General features: G+C 56.5%; 10 protein-coding genes and 1 riboswitch. Of the genes, 2 read left to right on the top strand and 8 right to left on the bottom strand.

Annotated elements, in window-relative coordinates:
* The first annotated feature begins 54 nt into the window (after window positions 1-54).
* Together PSTEL_RS22315 and PSTEL_RS22320 are read left to right on the top strand one after the other, a co-directional pair.
* A complete protein-coding gene (locus PSTEL_RS22315) occupies window positions 55-1,194 on the top strand; it encodes a conserved virulence factor C family protein (protein ID WP_038698764.1) in 1,140 nt (379 codons plus the stop codon).
* 128 nt (window positions 1,195-1,322) lie between these two features.
* A riboswitch (Lysine riboswitch) is annotated at window positions 1,323-1,520 on the top strand.
* Between the two features lie 364 nt (window positions 1,521-1,884).
* The gene (locus PSTEL_RS22320; RefSeq protein ID WP_052099337.1) at window positions 1,885-3,285 is read left to right on the top strand and encodes an amino acid permease; all 1,401 of its coding nucleotides are present in this window, start codon (window positions 1,885-1,887) and stop codon (window positions 3,283-3,285) included.
* Between the two features lie 198 nt (window positions 3,286-3,483).
* Here the strand turns inward: PSTEL_RS22320 and PSTEL_RS22325 are convergent, their stop codons facing one another.
* The 8 genes from PSTEL_RS22325 to xylB all read right to left on the bottom strand — a co-directional run bounded on the left by PSTEL_RS22325 (window position 3,484) and on the right by xylB (window position 16,734).
* Window positions 3,484-4,608 carry a transglutaminase domain-containing protein gene (locus tag PSTEL_RS22325; protein ID WP_038698766.1) on the bottom strand — a complete coding sequence of 375 codons (1,125 nt, stop codon included), beginning with the start codon at window positions 4,606-4,608 and terminating at the stop codon, window positions 3,484-3,486.
* A 290-nt stretch (window positions 4,609-4,898) separates the two neighbouring features.
* Window positions 4,899-7,289, bottom strand: a complete 2,391-nt coding sequence (locus tag PSTEL_RS22330; RefSeq protein ID WP_038698768.1) for a glycoside hydrolase family 95 protein — start codon at window positions 7,287-7,289, stop codon at window positions 4,899-4,901.
* 116 nt (window positions 7,290-7,405) lie between these two features.
* Complete coding sequence (locus PSTEL_RS22335; RefSeq protein WP_038698770.1) at window positions 7,406-9,151, bottom strand: ABC transporter substrate-binding protein; 1,746 nt, start codon at window positions 9,149-9,151, stop codon at window positions 7,406-7,408.
* 239 nt (window positions 9,152-9,390) lie between these two features.
* A complete protein-coding gene (locus PSTEL_RS22340) occupies window positions 9,391-10,290 on the bottom strand; it encodes a carbohydrate ABC transporter permease (RefSeq protein WP_038698772.1) in 900 nt (299 codons plus the stop codon).
* A 17-nt stretch (window positions 10,291-10,307) separates the two neighbouring features.
* Window positions 10,308-11,291, bottom strand: a complete 984-nt coding sequence (locus PSTEL_RS22345) for an ABC transporter permease (protein ID WP_038698774.1) — start codon at window positions 11,289-11,291, stop codon at window positions 10,308-10,310.
* Window positions 11,292-11,416: 125 nt separating this feature from the next.
* Window positions 11,417-13,522 carry a sensor histidine kinase gene (locus tag PSTEL_RS22350; protein WP_342666532.1) on the bottom strand — a complete coding sequence of 702 codons (2,106 nt, stop codon included), beginning with the start codon at window positions 13,520-13,522 and terminating at the stop codon, window positions 11,417-11,419.
* A gap of 134 nt (window positions 13,523-13,656) precedes the next feature.
* Entirely contained in the window at window positions 13,657-15,192 is a 1,536-nt protein-coding gene (locus PSTEL_RS22355) for a response regulator transcription factor (protein ID WP_038698776.1), read from the bottom strand.
* Window positions 15,193-15,237: 45 nt separating this feature from the next.
* Window positions 15,238-16,734: a xylulokinase gene (gene xylB / locus PSTEL_RS22360; protein WP_038698778.1), complete on the bottom strand. Its 1,497-nt coding sequence runs from the start codon at window positions 16,732-16,734 to the stop codon at window positions 15,238-15,240.
* Window positions 16,735-16,800 lie beyond the last annotated feature (66 nt).

Genomic DNA, 16,800 nt, shown 5'->3' on the forward strand with positions numbered 1-16,800 from the left:
GGCACCGGAGACTTCGCCGGGAGCCGCCGCACGCGACAAGGAGGCCATACCGGCATGAAGATTACATTTATTGAACCTACGCCAAGCCCGAATACGATGAAGCTTCATCTCGATGAGACGCTGGGAGCGGGCCTGCGCAGAACCTATACCCCCGAAACGCTGAGATCCGCTCCCTCATGGGCGCGGGAAATGCTGACGATCCCTGGAGTGGCGGGCGTCTTTCACACTGCGGATTTTGCCGCGCTGGAGCGGAAGCCCTCCGCGGACTGGGCCGCCATTCTCCGTGAAGTCCAGTCCCGCTTCGGCGGCGGAGAGGCAGGCGGGCAGGACTGGAGCCTGACGGACGAGAACGCCGGCGCCCATTACGGGGAGGCGCAGGTATTCGTGCAGATGTTCCGCGCCATCCCGATGCAGATCCGCGTGAAGGCCGGCGCGCACGAGGAGCGCATCGCGCTGTCGCAGCGGTTCACCGAGGCGGTGACCGATGTGGCGAGCGCCGTCATGATCAAAGAGCGGAAGCTCACCGATTACGGCGTCCGCTACGGCGAGCCCACGGACATCGCCCGCGAGGTCGAGCAGGAGCTGGAAGCCGCTTATCCGCAGGAGCGGCTGGACTCGCTGGTGCGGCAGGCGATTGCGCACGGCCGCTCCGAGGGCGAATTCGTCGAGGAGCGCAGCAAGCGGTCGCAGGAGGAGCTGCTGCAGGACCTCGCCAGCGACGACTGGCGCATCCGCTACGCCGCCCTCGACGATCTGACGCCCTCGCCCCAGCTGCTGCCCGAGATATCCCGGGCGCTGAAAGACCCGAAGCTTCAGATCCGCCGTCTCGCCGTCGTCTATCTCGGCGACCTCCGGACACCTGAAGCGATGCAGCTGCTCTATGAAGCGATGGAGGACAGCGCGCCGGCGGTCCGCCGGACAGCCGGAGACACTCTCTCCGACATCGGCGATTCCGCCGCGACGCCGGTCATGACCGAGGCGCTGAAGGACGGCAGCAAGATTGTCCGCTGGCGGGCCGCGCGCTTCCTGTATGAGGTCGGCACGGCGGAAGCCCGTGACGCTCTGGAAGCGGCGGTGAACGACCCCGAATTCGAGGTCGGCCTTCAGGCGCGGATGGCGCTGGAGCGGATCGAATCCGGCGAAGAGGCGGCCGGCACCGTCTGGCAGCAGATGGCGGAACGCCGCCGGAGCTAAAGCGGCCACCCCGTGCAATCTAACACGGATATGCCGTAATTTGTTATTGATTGTCGTTCTGACTTTATATATACTAACGTAGTTGTGTTTATAAACGAATGAAGAACAGATAGCCTCATCACTTCCAAAGATGAGGTAGAGGTCGCGGATATGAAGAGTACGCGCGGGGAGACGTCAAAGAGCCGTCCACGAACCGCCGCGGAAAGGCATAGCCGCCGAAGTCCATGCCGCCGCTCTTGTCCGGCATGGACTGGGGCCGTACCCGAAAGGGACGGAACTGTCACGCCTGCGAAGCTTGCTTCGCGGCGTGTTGCGCTATCTTCACTGGAGAGTATGATGCGGAATCCGTTACGCTAGAAGACCGCAGATTGCCCATCTGCGGTCTTCTTGCGTTCTCAGCCACAAGAGGGACTGGAAATCTCGCTAATGAGATTAATAATCCCCCTTGTTACCCGCACTCCTGGCCTGCTGATCCCGGTCATGACTTTCACGTTCATGAACAGACATCAATCCTCGCCATGGGGACATCTGCCGTATTCGGCCGGTATTTCCACGGGGAGATGACCGAATCTATCTTAATGAAGGAGTGTTACCCTTATGCAGCATCAAGCCAAACCAATTCCCGGCGGTCCGCGTCCAGCGGCTCCGCCCCGGGAACCCGGCCTGCGTAAAGCTTTCAAGGCCCGCCATATGACGATGATCGCCCTTGGCGGCTCCATCGGAACGGGGCTCTTTCTCGCCAGCGGAGGCGCGGTCGCTTCCTCCGGTCCGGGAGGCGCGCTGCTGGCCTATGCCGCTGTCGGACTCATGGTCTACTTCCTGATGACCAGCCTGGGCGAGCTGGCTACCTATTTGCCGGTATCAGGCTCGTTCAGCACTTACGGCACCCGTTTCGTCAGCCCCGCGTTCGGCTTCGCGATCGGCTGGAATTTCTGGTACAACTGGGCCGTTACGATCGCAGCCGAGCTGTCGGCCGCCACGGTCATCATCAAATACTGGTTCCCGGAGAGTTCCTCCATGCTGTGGAGCCTGCTCTTCCTTATACTGATGTTCGGGCTTAACGCCCTGTCATCCCGCGGATACGGCGAATCGGAGTACTGGTTCGCCATTATCAAGATCATCACCGTTATCGTCTTTCTTGCCGCGGGCTTACTTATGATCTTCGGCATTCTCGGCGGCAAGCCGACCGGCTTCGATAACTTCATGCTCGGCGGCAGCTCCTTCCACGGCGGCTTCTTCGCCTTTGTGGGCGTCTTCATGGCCGCTGGATTCTCCTTCCAGGGCACCGAGCTGATTGGCGTCGCCGCCGGAGAGAGCGAGAATCCGCGACGGAATGTGCCGCTTGCCATCCGGCAGGTATTCTGGCGGATTCTGATCTTCTACATTCTGGCTATCTTCGTCATCGGCATGATCATCCCGTATACGAATCCGGACCTGCTCCGGGGCGGCATCGACGATATTGGTATCAGCCCTTTCACTATCGTCTTTAACAAGGCGGGACTTGCCGTCGCCGCTTCCGTCATGAATGCCGTCATCCTCAGCTCCGTGCTGTCTGCGGGCAACTCCGGCATGTACGCCTCGACCCGCGTGCTGTTCGCCATGGCCAAGGACGGCATGGCTCCAAAAATTCTCGGCAAGCTGAACCGGCGCGGCGTTCCGATCTACGCCCTGCTCGTTACGACTGCCGTCGGCATGCTGGCCTTCCTGGCCTCCTTCTTCGGAGACGGCGCCGTGTACAACTGGCTGCTGAACGCCTCCGGCATGTGCGGGTTCATCAACTGGCTCGGCATCGCTGTCTGCCACTTCCGTTTCCGCCGGGCTTTCAAGGCGCAGGGGCATAGTCTGGACGAGCTTCCATACCGCGCCAAATGGTTCCCGCTCGGCCCGCTCTTCGCTTTTGCGCTCTGCATGATCGCGGTGCTCGGACAAAATATCGGCGCATTCACCGGGGAGAACATCGATTGGTACGGCGTGCTTGTCTCCTACGTCAGCCTCCCGCTCTTTCTGCTTGTCTGGGCAGGCTACCGCATGTTCCGGAAGAGCCGGATGATCCCGCTGAACGAATGCGATCTCAGCAGCCAGGCGGACTAAGGAAGCTGTCTAATAGAAGTCCGGTTTCCGCAAAAGTTCGGCCTTTCCCTGAACCGATCATAACCGCCATTCTCCGCCAAGCAGTACAGCTTAAAACAACACAACATAAACACGCCTTGCCCAGGCCCACGGCCCAAGCAAGGCGTTTGTTTTTCACCAAATAATTAGAATCACCAATATCTCCTGCGCCCTGGCAGCTTACTGCCAGTACAATTCGACTTTCAAATTCCAGGTTCCATCCTGAGATGAAGTCTTGTACCTCAGATCGTCGAAGCCCTCTTCGTACAGCGTCTGCAGATCGCTGATAAGGCGGGTCTCGCTGCCGCTATACCGAAAGAGCATAGAGCTCTCCCCGCTGCTCCTGGCCTTCAGGGCCAGCGTCGCCAGCTCCGCCGGTGTGCGCACTGCCACGCCGTCCTCGTACACGTCATAATGCAGTTCCTGCTGCAGCTTCCGGTAGACGGCCTGCTTGCTGCCTCCCGATGAGGCAAGGCCGCTCAGTACATCTGCGTATTTCACCGCTGCGGCGGGGTAAGCCTTCGTCCAGGTATGGTCGCGCCGCATCTCGCTGTCGGTAAGCAGGTAGTAGTTCGTGCTGACCTTCCCGCTCCGGTCGGGAACAGGATCATCCCAGGTGGTGTCCAGATGATACCAGCGGCCGCCCAATTGAACGAGATTCCAGGCATGCGATACGCCAGAGCCGTTCTGCCAGGCCGTTCCTTCCACTATTTTATTCGGAATGCCGGCGCTTTTCAGCAGCTTATAGGTCAAGAGCGCATAGCCCTGGCAGACGGTGCTTCCGTTCTTCAGCCCTTCATAAGCCGTGTAACGGGTATAAGTCGTGTCGTATTTCAGATGAAGAACCACCCAATCATGAATGGCCTTCACTTTCTCGTCTTCTGTCATTCCAGTCTTGATGCTCTGCTTGTTAATCGCCTTGACCCTATCGTCCACATAAGCGGTCTGCTGAAGCGTCTCCCGGTACGTGACCGTAACGCTTACGGCAGCCGAATTGGCGCCTCCCCGGAACGAGAAGCTGTAGCTGTCCACAATGTAATTCACGTAAGGATCCCCGGTGATCGCCTTGTCCAGAGCGGATTGGATTTGCGATTTTAAGCCGGCGGTTTTGCCCTGATAAGTAAAAGAGATGTTCTCCTTGCGGCTGCCGATCGCTGCCGTGAGCCGCTGGGTCATATCGCTGACGGAGCGCAAGGCCGCGCTATTATTTGCGGCATAGGCGTAATCCATCCCCCAATATACGGCCTGGGGAATGGCAGCGGCGGTCAGCATACCGAGCAATATGGCCTTCGTCATCTTTCCCATCCGTTTTCAGCCTTCCTGGTTCAATTTTGCAGCATCGCAATCGCATATGTAATATAGGTCTTCCCAGCCTTGTACCATATATTACATGTCTCTTGGTCCGTTTCCAATACGACTTGAGCGCCAAATTTTCAGAAAAAGAATATCTTTTCAAGGCTTTCCGGTTGTATAGGCCTATCTGTGCCCGGGATATACGCTTAAGGCATCCTTTAGACTATGAGTGTGTATAAGCAAATAGAAGTCCATGCCATTGTGCGGTGAACAGATGAACGACGCCTTATGCCAAAGAGAGCTTATCCCTTCCGCTGAGTCGCAACGAGAATAACTTCGCCCGCCTTCGCTTCTATTAAATGTCCCTCAGTTAACGACTGTGTGCCGCCGGATGCCAAAATCTCCAATTCGCCGTCATAGCCCAGCCGGAGCATGCCATCCTGCGAAGCGGCGATCCGCGCGGATACCAGCTCGCCGCTCCGCCACTCGATATCCACCGTATATCCGCCCCGGGCTTTCAGGCCCTTGACGCTGCCGTTCTTCCAGGTGTCCGGGAGTGCCGGCAGCAGATGGATTTCGCCCAAATGGCTCTGCAGCAGCATCTCGGCAATGCCCGCGGAAGCTCCGAAATTGCCGTCGATCTGGAAAGGCGGATGTGCGTCGAACAGGTTCGGATACACCGAGCGGGTCAGCAGCGTCCGGACGAAGCGGTACGCGCCTTCGCCGTCAGCCAGCCGGGCGTACAGATTAATGAGCCAGGCGCAGCTCCAGCCGGTATGGCCGCCGCCGCTGGCAATCCGGTGCTCCAGCGATCTGCGGCTTGCTTCCACAAGCTCGGGCGTGTCTCTGACATTGATCAGATTGCCCGGATACAAGCCATACAGATGAGAGACATGGCGGTGCCCGGGCTCCGCCTCGGCAAATTCCTCGGACCATTCCTGAAGGCGCCCGTCACGGCCGACACGGAAAGGAGCAAGCCGGGCGGACGCCGCATGCAGCTGCTCACGGAATTTCTCATCGACTCCCAGAATATCCGCCGCTTCGGTGCAGCTCGCCAGAAGCTCGCGGATCAGCGACATATCCATTGTCGAGCCTGCAGAGATGCAGCAGGGCTGGCCGTCTTCGGTCAGGAAACGGTTCTCCGGTGAAGTCGAGGGATTGGTTACCAGGTAGCCGTCCGGCGATTCCACCAGCCAATCCAGGCAGAACAGAGCCGCCCCCTTCATCAGCGGGTAAGCCGTCTCCCTCAGAAAGCCTTCCGAAGGATTGAAGGCATAATGCTCCCACAGATGCCGGCACAGCCAGACGCCGCCCAGCGGCCAGAAGGCCCAGCTGGCGTCTCCGCCTGTCGGGCTGGACATCCGCCACAGGTCAATATTGTGGTGAGCCGTCCAGCCGCGCGCGCCGTAATGGATGGCAGCGGTCCTCGCGCCCGTGCGGCTGGTTTCTTCAATAAGATCGATCAGCGGCTCATGGCATTCGGCGAGATTGCACACCTCCGCATGCCAATAGTTCATCTGCGTATTGATATTGGTCGTATAGTCGCTGTTCCACGGCGGCTGAACCTTATCGTTCCAGATGCCCTGAAGATTGGCAGCCTGGGTGCCCGGACGGGAGCTGCCCATCAGAAGGTAGCGGCCGTACTGGAAGAGGAGCGCCTCAAGCGCCGGATCTTCGGCGCCTTCCCGGTAAGCGGCGAGCCGCTGGTCAGTCGGCAACCCGGCCGCCTCCAGGCCGCCGAGGTCCAGATCAACCCGCCGGAACAGCTTCCGGTGATCGGCGGCATGCCGGCTGCGAAGCTCCTCATAGGCAAGAGCTTCCGCCGCGAGAATCCGGTCAATCGCGCTGCGGTCGTTCCCGGCCGATGCGCCGGAAGCTTCAGAACCCGCCGTGAGATGGGCGGCCTTGTTCTTCAACTGCCCGTAATTCGTATCCGCCGCAATCAGCAGCGTGAACCTATCGGCCTCGGCGATCCGGATGGCGCCTTCTTCAATTGAAATGCTTCCGCCTTCGGCCAGCGCCTTCACGTACAGCTCGAAGGTCATGCCGAGTCCATCTTCGTACATCACCGAAACGGGATGATCGCCAAAGTAGTTGTCGGCAATATTGGACGGGCAGCGTCCCTTCATTATTAGGCTTCCGTCTGAGGCCGGGAGAACGGCATGGCGCAGAGCGCTGTCCAGGGTGACCCGGGCGCTCAAGCTCCCCTTTTGTCCCTGTACACGAACAACGAATACGCCATCCGGAGTGCTCACGAACATTTCCCGGGTGCACGGAAGTCCGCCGGCTTCCGCAGTTATGCGGGCAATGCCGCTGTCCAGATCCAGCTCGCGCCGATAAGCGGCGCCTTCCGCAGCATTGTCCATTTCGATATACAAATTGCCGAGAGGCATATAAGCCTGGCAGTTGACTCCCAGCATGCGTGCGTTGACAAGCTCTTGCGCTTCGGCGTATTTGCCTGCGAAGACAAGCTCGCGCGCCCGCTTCAAATAGCGGATCGCTTCATAATTGTTCGTATCCCGGGGAAAGCCCGACCACAGCGTATCCTCATTGAGCTGCAGATGTTCCTTCGCCGCTCCGCCAAATACCATCGCCCCGAAGCTTCCATTGCCGAGCGGAAGCGCCTCTTCCCAGACCTCTGCAGGGCGCTCATAAATCAACTTCCAGATGGAGTCCTTCTTCGCTTCGTCCATTGTTCCGTCTGCTCTCCTTTGCCGGCGGACAGATCCGCAAGAATGCGCAAAGACCCTGACGTAATGTCGGGGTCTGTTGCATTTATGCTATTATTCTATCAAGTGCGGTCAGCCGATTACAGCGTTTTGCCGGTAAACAGTTCCACTCTTTTCTTAACCATTTCGGTATATTGAGCTTCCATATCTTCGGCGCCCGCTTTGTTCAGCTCGGCGATGAAGCTGTCGTACACTTTATCGAAGTCAGCCTGCTTGGACAGGATGGCTTCCGGAATGCGTTTGCGGATAATATCCTGCGTTTTTTGGTAAATCACTTGATAGTCGCCGTCAGTCGGAACTGCCATGTTGTACAGAGCGCCCCACTCTTTAGCCGGGAAGTCTTTCTCGCTCGGGAACAGATCCTTCCAGGTTGTTGCCTTGTAAGCAGCCAGAGATTTCTTCTCGGCATCGGAATAGCTGGCCACAATCTGTTCAGGGAAATTGGTTGTATAGTAGTTGCCCGTCGAATCCTTCACGCCATCGCCATAGTGCGGAGCGAAAGCGGTGTACAGGCCGATACCAGTCTCCTTGGCGAAGCTGGAGTTGTCGTTGACTTTCTTGTTCAGCACGTCGGCAGGAATCGTACGCTTGCCGTCTGCGTCAACGGTGTACTGCTTGCCTTCAATACCCCAGTTAACCAGAACCTGACCTTCATCGGATGCAAGCCAGTCGAGGAACTGAATGGCGCGAACCGGGTCCTTGCAGTTTTTGCTGATGCTGATTCCGGCGCCGTCTACACCTGCACTCTGCAGTTCATGATCCTTGTATTCGGAGGACAATGTTACCGGGAAGTGTGCATAGGTGTATTCGTTCTTGCCGGCAGATTTCAGCGCATTTTCAGCTTCTTGGTACTCCCATTCCTGGGATATAAGTCCAAGAACGCGTCCGCTTGCGATTTTAGCCTTGTATTGGTCATCCTTCTGAACGAAGGTGTCTTTGTCGAGAAGGCCTTCGTTGAACATTTTGTTCAGCCAGCGGAAGTATTCTTTCTCTTCCGGGCGTTTGTAGTGAAGCTGGGCGTTGTACGTCGTCGGATCGACGTAGTACTCGCCGTCGTCAGGAGCGCCGGTCGTAATGAAGGCAGGGTTGGTAACTGTGATCATGATCTTCCAGTCGTCCGCGTTCAGTGTCAGCGGAATGGTCGGCTGTCCATCCGTCGTCGGATGCTTCGCAACGTATTCCTTCAGCACTTTCTCATAATCTTCTACCGTCTTGACCTCTGGATAACCCAGTTCTTCCAGAACGCGATGCTGAATTTCAAAGCCGCCTGTGGCATCAAACGATATGCCGTCTACTCCAATGTTGGTCGGTATGGAGTAAATCGCCTGGTCGTCGTTGCTGTACTTCAAACGGTTCATGTTGTCGCCAAATATTTTCTTGATATGCGGAGCGTATTTGTCGATCAGGTCGGTCAGATCAAGCAGTTCGCCCGCGTCAACGAGGTATTTGATCTCGGATTTACCGAACAGAATATCCGGAACTTCGCCGCTGGCCGCCATAAGCTGGATACGGCTTTGTCCGCCGCCGCTGCCTACATCGTACTCAGCATTGATCGTAACACCCGTCTTCTTGGTGATCTCCTTGCCCACTTCGTCCTGCATATTATTCCAGTTCGGGCTGGCGTCAGCGCCAAAGAAAGAAAAGGTAATCGGTGTCGTATCCATTGCCGGTGCTGCCGAAGCCCCAGCGGATGCTCCCGCCGATGCGGCAGGGCTATCAGATGCCTTGCTTTCGTTTTTATTGTTATTGCCTCCGCCACAGCCGGCGATCATCATGGAACTTGCCAGTAACAGCAAAAATGCGGAACGGATGCCCTTACTCTTCATAATGCTATCCCCCTTGATAATGTGTAGTACAACCATCTATGCATATCATCAGGACAAGCCTGGCTATGCCTTGCTTTGAATGATGCACTTGGATAACGCTTTCAGATAACGCTTGCAAACAATGTCCTAAAAAATTTCAATACGCAAATTTGAACCAGTGTATGTTGCTTCGGAAGCAAATTCGGGAACGGGGCCCGGCTTCGCCGGATATGCCCCGCCATAGTTCCCGTTCGCTTGTTTTAAGCCTTGACCGCTCCCAGCGTCATACCGCCTACAAAGTACTTTTGCAGGAACGGATAGACCAGGAGAATCGGTACGGTAACGACAATCGTAATCGCCATTTTAATCGATTCCGGCGAGATATTCGCCATTTGCTTCGCCATATCGTTGGCGTTCGTCATGGCCCCGCCCTGGTTCGTTGTCGCCAGCACCTTCATCAGCTCGTACTGCAGGGTTGTCAGATTCGCCTTGCTGCCGTTGTACAGGTAGGTCGAGAACCATTCATTCCACTGGCCCACTGCCAGGAACAGCGCGATTGTCGCCAGAACCGGCTTGCAGAGCGGCATGATGATTTTGTAGTAGATCTTGAAATCGTTAGCGCCGTCAAGCTTGGCCGATTCCTGAAGGGCATAGGGCAGACCGTCCATGAAGGAACGAATGACGAATACGTTGAAGGCGGATACGGCGCCGGGGAGAATGTAGACCCAGAAGCTGCCGATCAGGTTCAGCTGTCTCATCAGAATGTACACCGGAACCATGCCGCCGGAGACATACATCGTCATAGCCAGGAAGACCGAGACTGCTTTTCTGGCTTTGAACTCCTGCCGGCTGAGCGTGAACGCCAGCATGGAGGAGCTGATCAATCCGACGATCGTCCCGAACACGGTGCGGAGCACCGAGATTTTGAAGCCTTGAATAAGGCCGGTATAGCTGAAGATGCGTTCGTAGTTCTCAAGCGTCCATGCCCGCGGCCAGATGTAAATGCCGCCCCTTACCGTGTCGACCGACTCATTCAAAGAAATGGCCAGCACGTTCAGAAAGGGGTACAGGGTGACAATCATCACGAGTGCAAGGAAGACGTACAGCAGCACATCGAACAGCCGCTCCCCTTTTGTCATATTAAAAGCTTTCGTGTTCATCTCTTGAGTCCCCCTTCCTACATAATGCTTTCTTTGGTAAATTTCTTCATCAGGCCGTTAGCGCTCAGGAGCAGAATGATACTGACAACCGAGGTGAACATACTGATGGCGGTACCATAGGAGAAGTGTCCGATTTGTATACCGTATTTAAGCGCGTATATGTCAAGGACTTCCGAATAGTCGGTAACCAGGTTGTTGCTCAACTGGAACTGCTTCTCGAAACCGATTCCGATCAGATGGCCGATGGACATGATCAGCAGCACCATGACGGTGGAACGGATGCCCGGCAGCGTGATATGGAACATCTGTTTGAATCTTCCGGCCCCGTCAACACGAGATGCCTCGTAGAGCTCTTTATCGATACCGGTAATTGCCGCCAGATAGATGATGGCGTTCCACCCGGTTTCTTTCCACAGATCGGATGCGGTTACAATTCCCCAGAAATACTTGCCCTGAGCCATAAACTGAATCGGTGTGTCGATTATATGCGTCCACATCAGCAGCTGATTGACAATCCCGCCATCGATCGAGAACATTTTGGATACAATACCCGCTACGACGACCCAGGATACAAAGTGGGGGAGATAGGAAACCGTCTGAACCGTTCTCTTGAAGGTGTTCCCCCGTAATTCATTCAACATGACAGCGAATACAATTGGAACTATGAAACCAAAGACCAGTCCCAGACCGCTCATTACCAAGGTGTTGCGAAGTACCAGATAGAACCTCTCATCATGGAACAGCCTTGTGAAGTTGTCGAACCCCACCCATTTTTGTTCCCCAAAAGATTTTGATGGCTTGTAGTTTTGAAAGGCCATCGTCCAGCCCCATAATGGCAAGTAACTGAAGATAAACACCCATATAACGAATGGAATTGACATCAGATACAAGTACTTCTGTTCAGCAAAGCTCTTCCACAATCCATTCGACTTCTTCTTGCGCGGGGTAGAGGAGTTTACGCTTTCATTGGCCGGTACATTCGACTCGGTTAGCGCTTCCACTTTCTACATCCCCCCTTCGTTATGATGTTTATATCATAGCTTAGCGGATGCGCTTTCAGTACCCGACAGATTTAACGTAAAACCCCATAAGAATTTGACATTCCCCTTATGGATTGCAGATTCGTTCAGTTCGTGTGATCCCCTGTTTCCGTAATGGAAAAGGTGATGCACGTCCCCTCACCTTCCCGGCTCTCAATATGAAGCCCGCGGTTCTCACCATAGTACAGTACCAGCCGCTGATGAACGTTCCGCAGACCGATCCGGCTTCTTGGCTCATCCTCAGCCTTCGAGATGACCTCCCTGATCTCGGCAAGTCTATCCTCCGACATGCCCGCTCCGTCATCCCGCACCATAACCTCGATATTCTCGTCCTTTAGGACGATATGAACATCAACCCGAACCGCGCCTTCCTTGTTCTCCAGGCCGTGAACCACCGAGTTCTCCACCAGCGGCTGTATGATGAGCGGAGGCATCACAATATCCATGCATTCAGGATCAACGGACAAGTCGTAATCCAGCCGGTCTTCGTAGCGGAATTTCTGAATTTCCAGGTAAGAACGGATCATCTCCACCTCATCCTTGATCGGCGCCATGTCGCGCCCGACCTCCAGATTCTTGCGCATCAGCTTGCCAAGAAGCCTTACGGTGTTGGCGATTTCCTTCTCGCCTTTGATATGGGCGTTCATGCGGATGGATTCCAGCGCATTGAACAGGAAGTGCGGATTGATCTGGCTCGCCATCATCTTGAATTTGATCTCCTTCTGGGCGAGCTCCAGCTTGCTGTTCCGCTCATTGCTCTCAATAACCCGCTCGATCAGCTGATTGATGCTGCCGACCATATAATTGAACTGGCGGGACAGCTGGCCGATTTCATCATTGCCATCGATATTCGAAATCACGTTGAAATTGCCGAGCGCCACCTGGTTTAGCTGGCGGCTCAGGCGAAGCAGACGGTTGGTCATCAGGAAGGAAATCGCGTTGACCATCGCAAGCGCTACCACGAGTACGCCAAGAATAATGATAAGTCCGAGCGTGCTGACCCTGTTGGCGTCTTTGACAATATCCTCGGTCGCAAATACGGATACAATTTTAAGCTTGCTGATGCTGTACAGCGGAGTCAGCTCGTTCACTATGACATAGGAATCGACGCCCTTTACCGTCGTCTTGATGACTTTCTCCCCCGATGTGCCCAGATCTGCGCCGATATCGAGCGAGTCCAGCGTTTGGCCGATCTGCTCCTGACTTTTGGCCGCGGCAATGTAGCCCTGTTCATCCACAACCAGCGTCTCGAATGGCTCCTGGTACAGCATCTGCTCCAGCCCTTCCGGCTTCATCTGCACCATCAGGATGCCTGTCCGGCGGAATTCCGGATAGGCTACGTGACGGACCAGGCTCAGCTTGTTGATCGAGCCCGCCGGGCTGTTGCTGTATACATCCTTATCGGGGATATACAGCCAATAGATCCCCTTATTCTTCATGACGGAGTTGAACCAGATGCTCGATTTGATATCGGCGTCCACCGGCGAAATCGACATATTATTCACCAGCGTGGGATTGTCGATAAAGAAGCGGATATTCGAAATCTCGCGATACTGCAAAATATACTTATCGAACACCTTGTAATTGTTATAAGCCTTCGTCAGCTCCAGAATATTGGCATAACGCGTATTGACAAGCTCGTTTAATTGCTGGTCAAAGACCAGCAGATTGGAAATATCCGTCGGCACGCGAAGCAGCGAAGACAGCTGGCTCTTGATCTTGGCGACATTGTTAGTAGCCTGATCGATCGCCCTGCCTAGCGCCTCGCTCCGGTAATAGCTTGTCAGGCTAATGCCGACGACCAGCACGGGCAGCATGACGAACAGACAATAGAACAGGATCAGCTTGTTCTTCAGCTTCATGTCATTGATGGCGCGAATCAGAGATTTGATCGTACTCACCCTTTCCTGGCAATTCAAGGTCCCTATAATAACACAAATATCGGAGAAAGAGATACCGGCAAAGAGAGCGCGCACCGGAAATCTATGGGCACCGTAAATATAGAAAAACAGACTCCCTTCGGCAGGAATGCCAAAGACAGCCTGTTCATGCGATAGAGAGGCGGAGTGGAAGCTGCGGAGGCCGGCTTTTACCGTGAGCGGCACGTGATACGCTCTTCGAGTCGGTCCGCCGGGACCCAGCCGGTCGGCCGCTCTTCCGGGCGGTTCACCGGGACCCGGCCGGTCATCCACTCTTTGGGGCGGTCCGGGACCCGGATCGGTCATCCGCTCTTCCGGGCGGTTCGGAACCCGGGCCGGTCATCCGCTCATCCGGGCGGTTCGGAACCCTGGCACGGTCATCCGCCGAAGCCTTGCGGTATAGCGGGTCAGCGTTCCTTCCGGTAAGCGGTCGGGGATACACCTACGTATTTCCGGAACTTGGCGTTGAAATAGTCGGGATTCATGTACCCTACTCTTTCGGCCACCTCGTATACCTTCATCCCCTGCGCCAGGAACTGCTTCGCCTTCTCTATGCGCACTTTGTCCAGGTAGGTGTTGAAGTGTTCACCCGTATGATTCTTGAACATTTTGCCTAAGTAAGCGCTGTTGTAATTGAACATATCGGCCAGCGTGCCAAGCTTGAGATTCTCGTTGTAGCGGCGCTGGATCAAATCGGTGATCCGCTTGATCTCATCGCCCCGGCCGGCGCTGAGGCCATCCGAAATGCGCTGCAGATAATCCGCCGCGCGGCTTTGAAGCTCACTCAAATAATCCGCGGTGTATACCCGGCTGAGCGAATGTGCGCTCTCGGCTATGGAAGGCTTGATCTCCGGATAGGCCGTTTCAAGGCGCGCCGAAACGCCGCTGATGATGCGCATCAGATGGTCTTTGACATAGCGCTCCTCCCGATGCTCGGACACAACCCCCGCAAGAATCAGCCCCACCAGCTCGGACATGCTCTCCGTGCTTCCCGTCTCCACCGCCAGCAGCAGACCGTTCTCCGCGCTCTGTACCTGCGAATCCCCGGAATTCGCTTCAGGCAGCGGCCATTCCTCCGGTCTTCCGCTTAGCAGTGTATCCTTGACACCGAAGAAGCGGGCGCCCAGAGACTCGCGCGCGGCCGAGAAGGATGCGGCAACCGAAACGGGACCATCCGCTGCGCCTCCCGCCGCTGCCGAGAACTCCAGGCCTTCCTTGGCAATCAGGCCATCAAGCTCGCGCCAAAGATCGCCGCGAGCCTCTTCATCCCGAAGCGGCTCGGCAAGCAGCAGACCCAGGTACGGCGGATAGCTGAAGAACAGCCCGCGGTCCGGCTCGGACCAGCGGCGCTCCAGCGCGCGCTTGACCTGCTCCTCCCGCTCATCTCCATCCTTGCCGCTCCGCTTCAGCTCAATCAGCACAACCTCGGTCACCTTTCCTGCCAGCCCCAGCATTCTCGCCGCCTCTTCCGAGGCGGCCTTCTCTCCCCCGGGATGAAGAAGCTGGTGCAGAAGCGTCTCGCGGCTTGCAGCCTGCTCGGCTGCGTTCATCTGGCCGAGCTGGGACTCCCGCAGGATCACTTCCCGCAGATTGTTCAGGTAGGTCATCAGCTCATCCTCATCCACGGGCTTCAGCAGATAGCCGTCCGCCCGGTGGGAGATCGCCTGCTTGGCATATTCGAAATCCGCATGTCCGCTTAAGATGAGTACATGACAGCGCTCTCCTGCTTGCCTCAGCTCGCCGAGCAGCCGCAAGCCGTCCATAACCGGCATACGGATATCGGTGATGATCAACTCCGGAGCAAAGACATGATATTTTTTAAGCGCCTCGGCCCCGTTGCCTGCTGTGGCCACAACCGTATACCCAAGCTCCTCCCAGGGTATCAAGGTTCGCAGCCCTTCTCTCAGCTTAGGCTCATCATCCACAATCAGCACTTTCATCATAATTTACTCCTTCGTCGCTGGTCCGGCAGGCTCTGCCGGACGCTATTAGTTGCGGTATTCAGCGAGACGCCGGTTCAGTTCACGGGTCTGGCCGTATACGTCCTGGTACAGACTGTAAATCCCTTCATAGCGCCCCACCTGCTCCGGATTCGGCTGGTACGCTCCCGCCGGACGGATAAAGGCAGCCGCACATTCCTCCAGAGAACCGAACCACCCTGCGCCGTAGGCAGCCAGCATGGCCGCTCCAAGCGCCGGTCCCTGCTCGCTTTCCAGTCTAATTATTGTAGCATTGAAAATATCCGCCTGCATCTGCAGCCAGTCGGGATTTCTCGCTCCCCCGCCGATGGACACAATTTCCTTGATCTCCTTGCCGGCTCCACGGACGATGTCTACGGATTCGCGGAGCGAGAACGTAATTCCCTCCAGCACGGCTCTTGCAAAATGGGTGAGGCTATGTCCCGAGTCCATGCCGATGAAGCTGCCCCGTATATCGGAATCCGCATGCGGCGTCCGTTCGCCCACAATATACGGCGTGAAGAGCAGGCCGCCGCTGCCGGCCGGAATATCGCCGATTCCCGCCAGAAGATCGTCGAAGCTCTTGTCTCCGGCAAATGTCTCCTTGAACCAGGTCAGGCTGTAGCCGGCCGCGAGCGTTACGCCCATAATATAGTAGCCGTCCTTCTCTGCGTGATTGAAGAAATGGGCGCTTCCCTTCAGATTCAGCGTCTTGTCGCTCTCATAGGACAGCACGACGCCGGACGTGCCGATGCTGCACATCGTTCTGCCTTCGCCCAGAATGCCAGCGCCCAGTGCGCCGCAGGCATTGTCCGCGCCGCCGGCGAACACCTTAGTTCCCGGGGCGAGGCCCGCCCGCTCTGCGATTTCCGGCAGAAGCCCGCCGGTCTGGCCGAACGATTCCGTAAGCGGCGGGCAGAGCGACAGCGGCAGGTTGAACGCCTGCGCGATCTCGGCGCTCCAGTCCTTGGCCGCCGCATCCAGCAGCAGCGTACCCGCCGCGTCCGAATATTCGGTCGCATATTCGCCCGTCAGCCGGAAGCGCACATAATCCTTCGGCAGCAGGAACAGCTTCGCCTGCTCCAGAAGCTCCGGCTCATTCTCCTGCACCCACAGCAGCTTCGGCAGCGTGAAGCCTTCCAGCGCCTTGTTGCGGGCGATATCAAGCAACCGCTCCCCAAGGGCGCTCTCGATCTTCCGGCACTGCGCCGTCGTCCGGGTGTCATTCCACAGAATGGCCGGGCGAAGCGGCTTGCCGTCCCCGTCCACGAGCACGAGACCGTGCATCTGTCCCGAGAAGCTGATGCCGTCAACCTGGGAAGGCTGGATGCCCGTCTTCACTATCAGCCGTTCCAGCGAGCGGATTGTGCCTTCGACCCAGTCTTCCGGATTCTGCTCGCTGTAACCCGGCTTCGGTCTCATCAGCGGATAGCTCTCCGAATGCTCGCCTGCCACCTGGCCTTCACGGTCTACCAGAGCCGACTTCACGGCGCTGGTACCCAGATCGATACCAATCACATAGTTCATAAATACCCTCCTGTATTCTGCTTCTGGAAGCAGCAAAACGGGCTGACGAAGCGCGGTTGCCCGCCA

It is taken from the genome of Paenibacillus stellifer (genome assembly GCF_000758685.1).
Lineage (GTDB): Bacteria > Bacillota > Bacilli > Paenibacillales > Paenibacillaceae > Paenibacillus_AQ > Paenibacillus_AQ stellifer.

Bases quoted from the DNA above. Each gene is read 5' to 3' on its own strand.
- PSTEL_RS22315 (WP_038698764.1), top strand. From the start codon at position 55: ATGAAGATTACATTTATTGAACCTACGCCAAGCCCGAATACGATGAAG.
- PSTEL_RS22320 (WP_052099337.1), top strand. From the start codon at position 1,885: ATGACGATGATCGCCCTTGGCGGCTCCATCGGAACGGGGCTCTTTCTC.
- PSTEL_RS22325 (WP_038698766.1), bottom strand. From the start codon at position 4,608: ATGGGAAAGATGACGAAGGCCATATTGCTCGGTATGCTGACCGCCGCT.
- PSTEL_RS22330 (WP_038698768.1), bottom strand. From the start codon at position 7,289: ATGGACGAAGCGAAGAAGGACTCCATCTGGAAGTTGATTTATGAGCGC.
- PSTEL_RS22335 (WP_038698770.1), bottom strand. From the start codon at position 9,151: ATGAAGAGTAAGGGCATCCGTTCCGCATTTTTGCTGTTACTGGCAAGT.
- PSTEL_RS22340 (WP_038698772.1), bottom strand. From the start codon at position 10,290: ATGAACACGAAAGCTTTTAATATGACAAAAGGGGAGCGGCTGTTCGAT.
- PSTEL_RS22355 (WP_038698776.1), bottom strand. From the start codon at position 15,192: ATGATGAAAGTGCTGATTGTGGATGATGAGCCTAAGCTGAGAGAAGGG.
- xylB (WP_038698778.1), bottom strand. From the start codon at position 16,734: ATGAACTATGTGATTGGTATCGATCTGGGTACCAGCGCCGTGAAGTCG.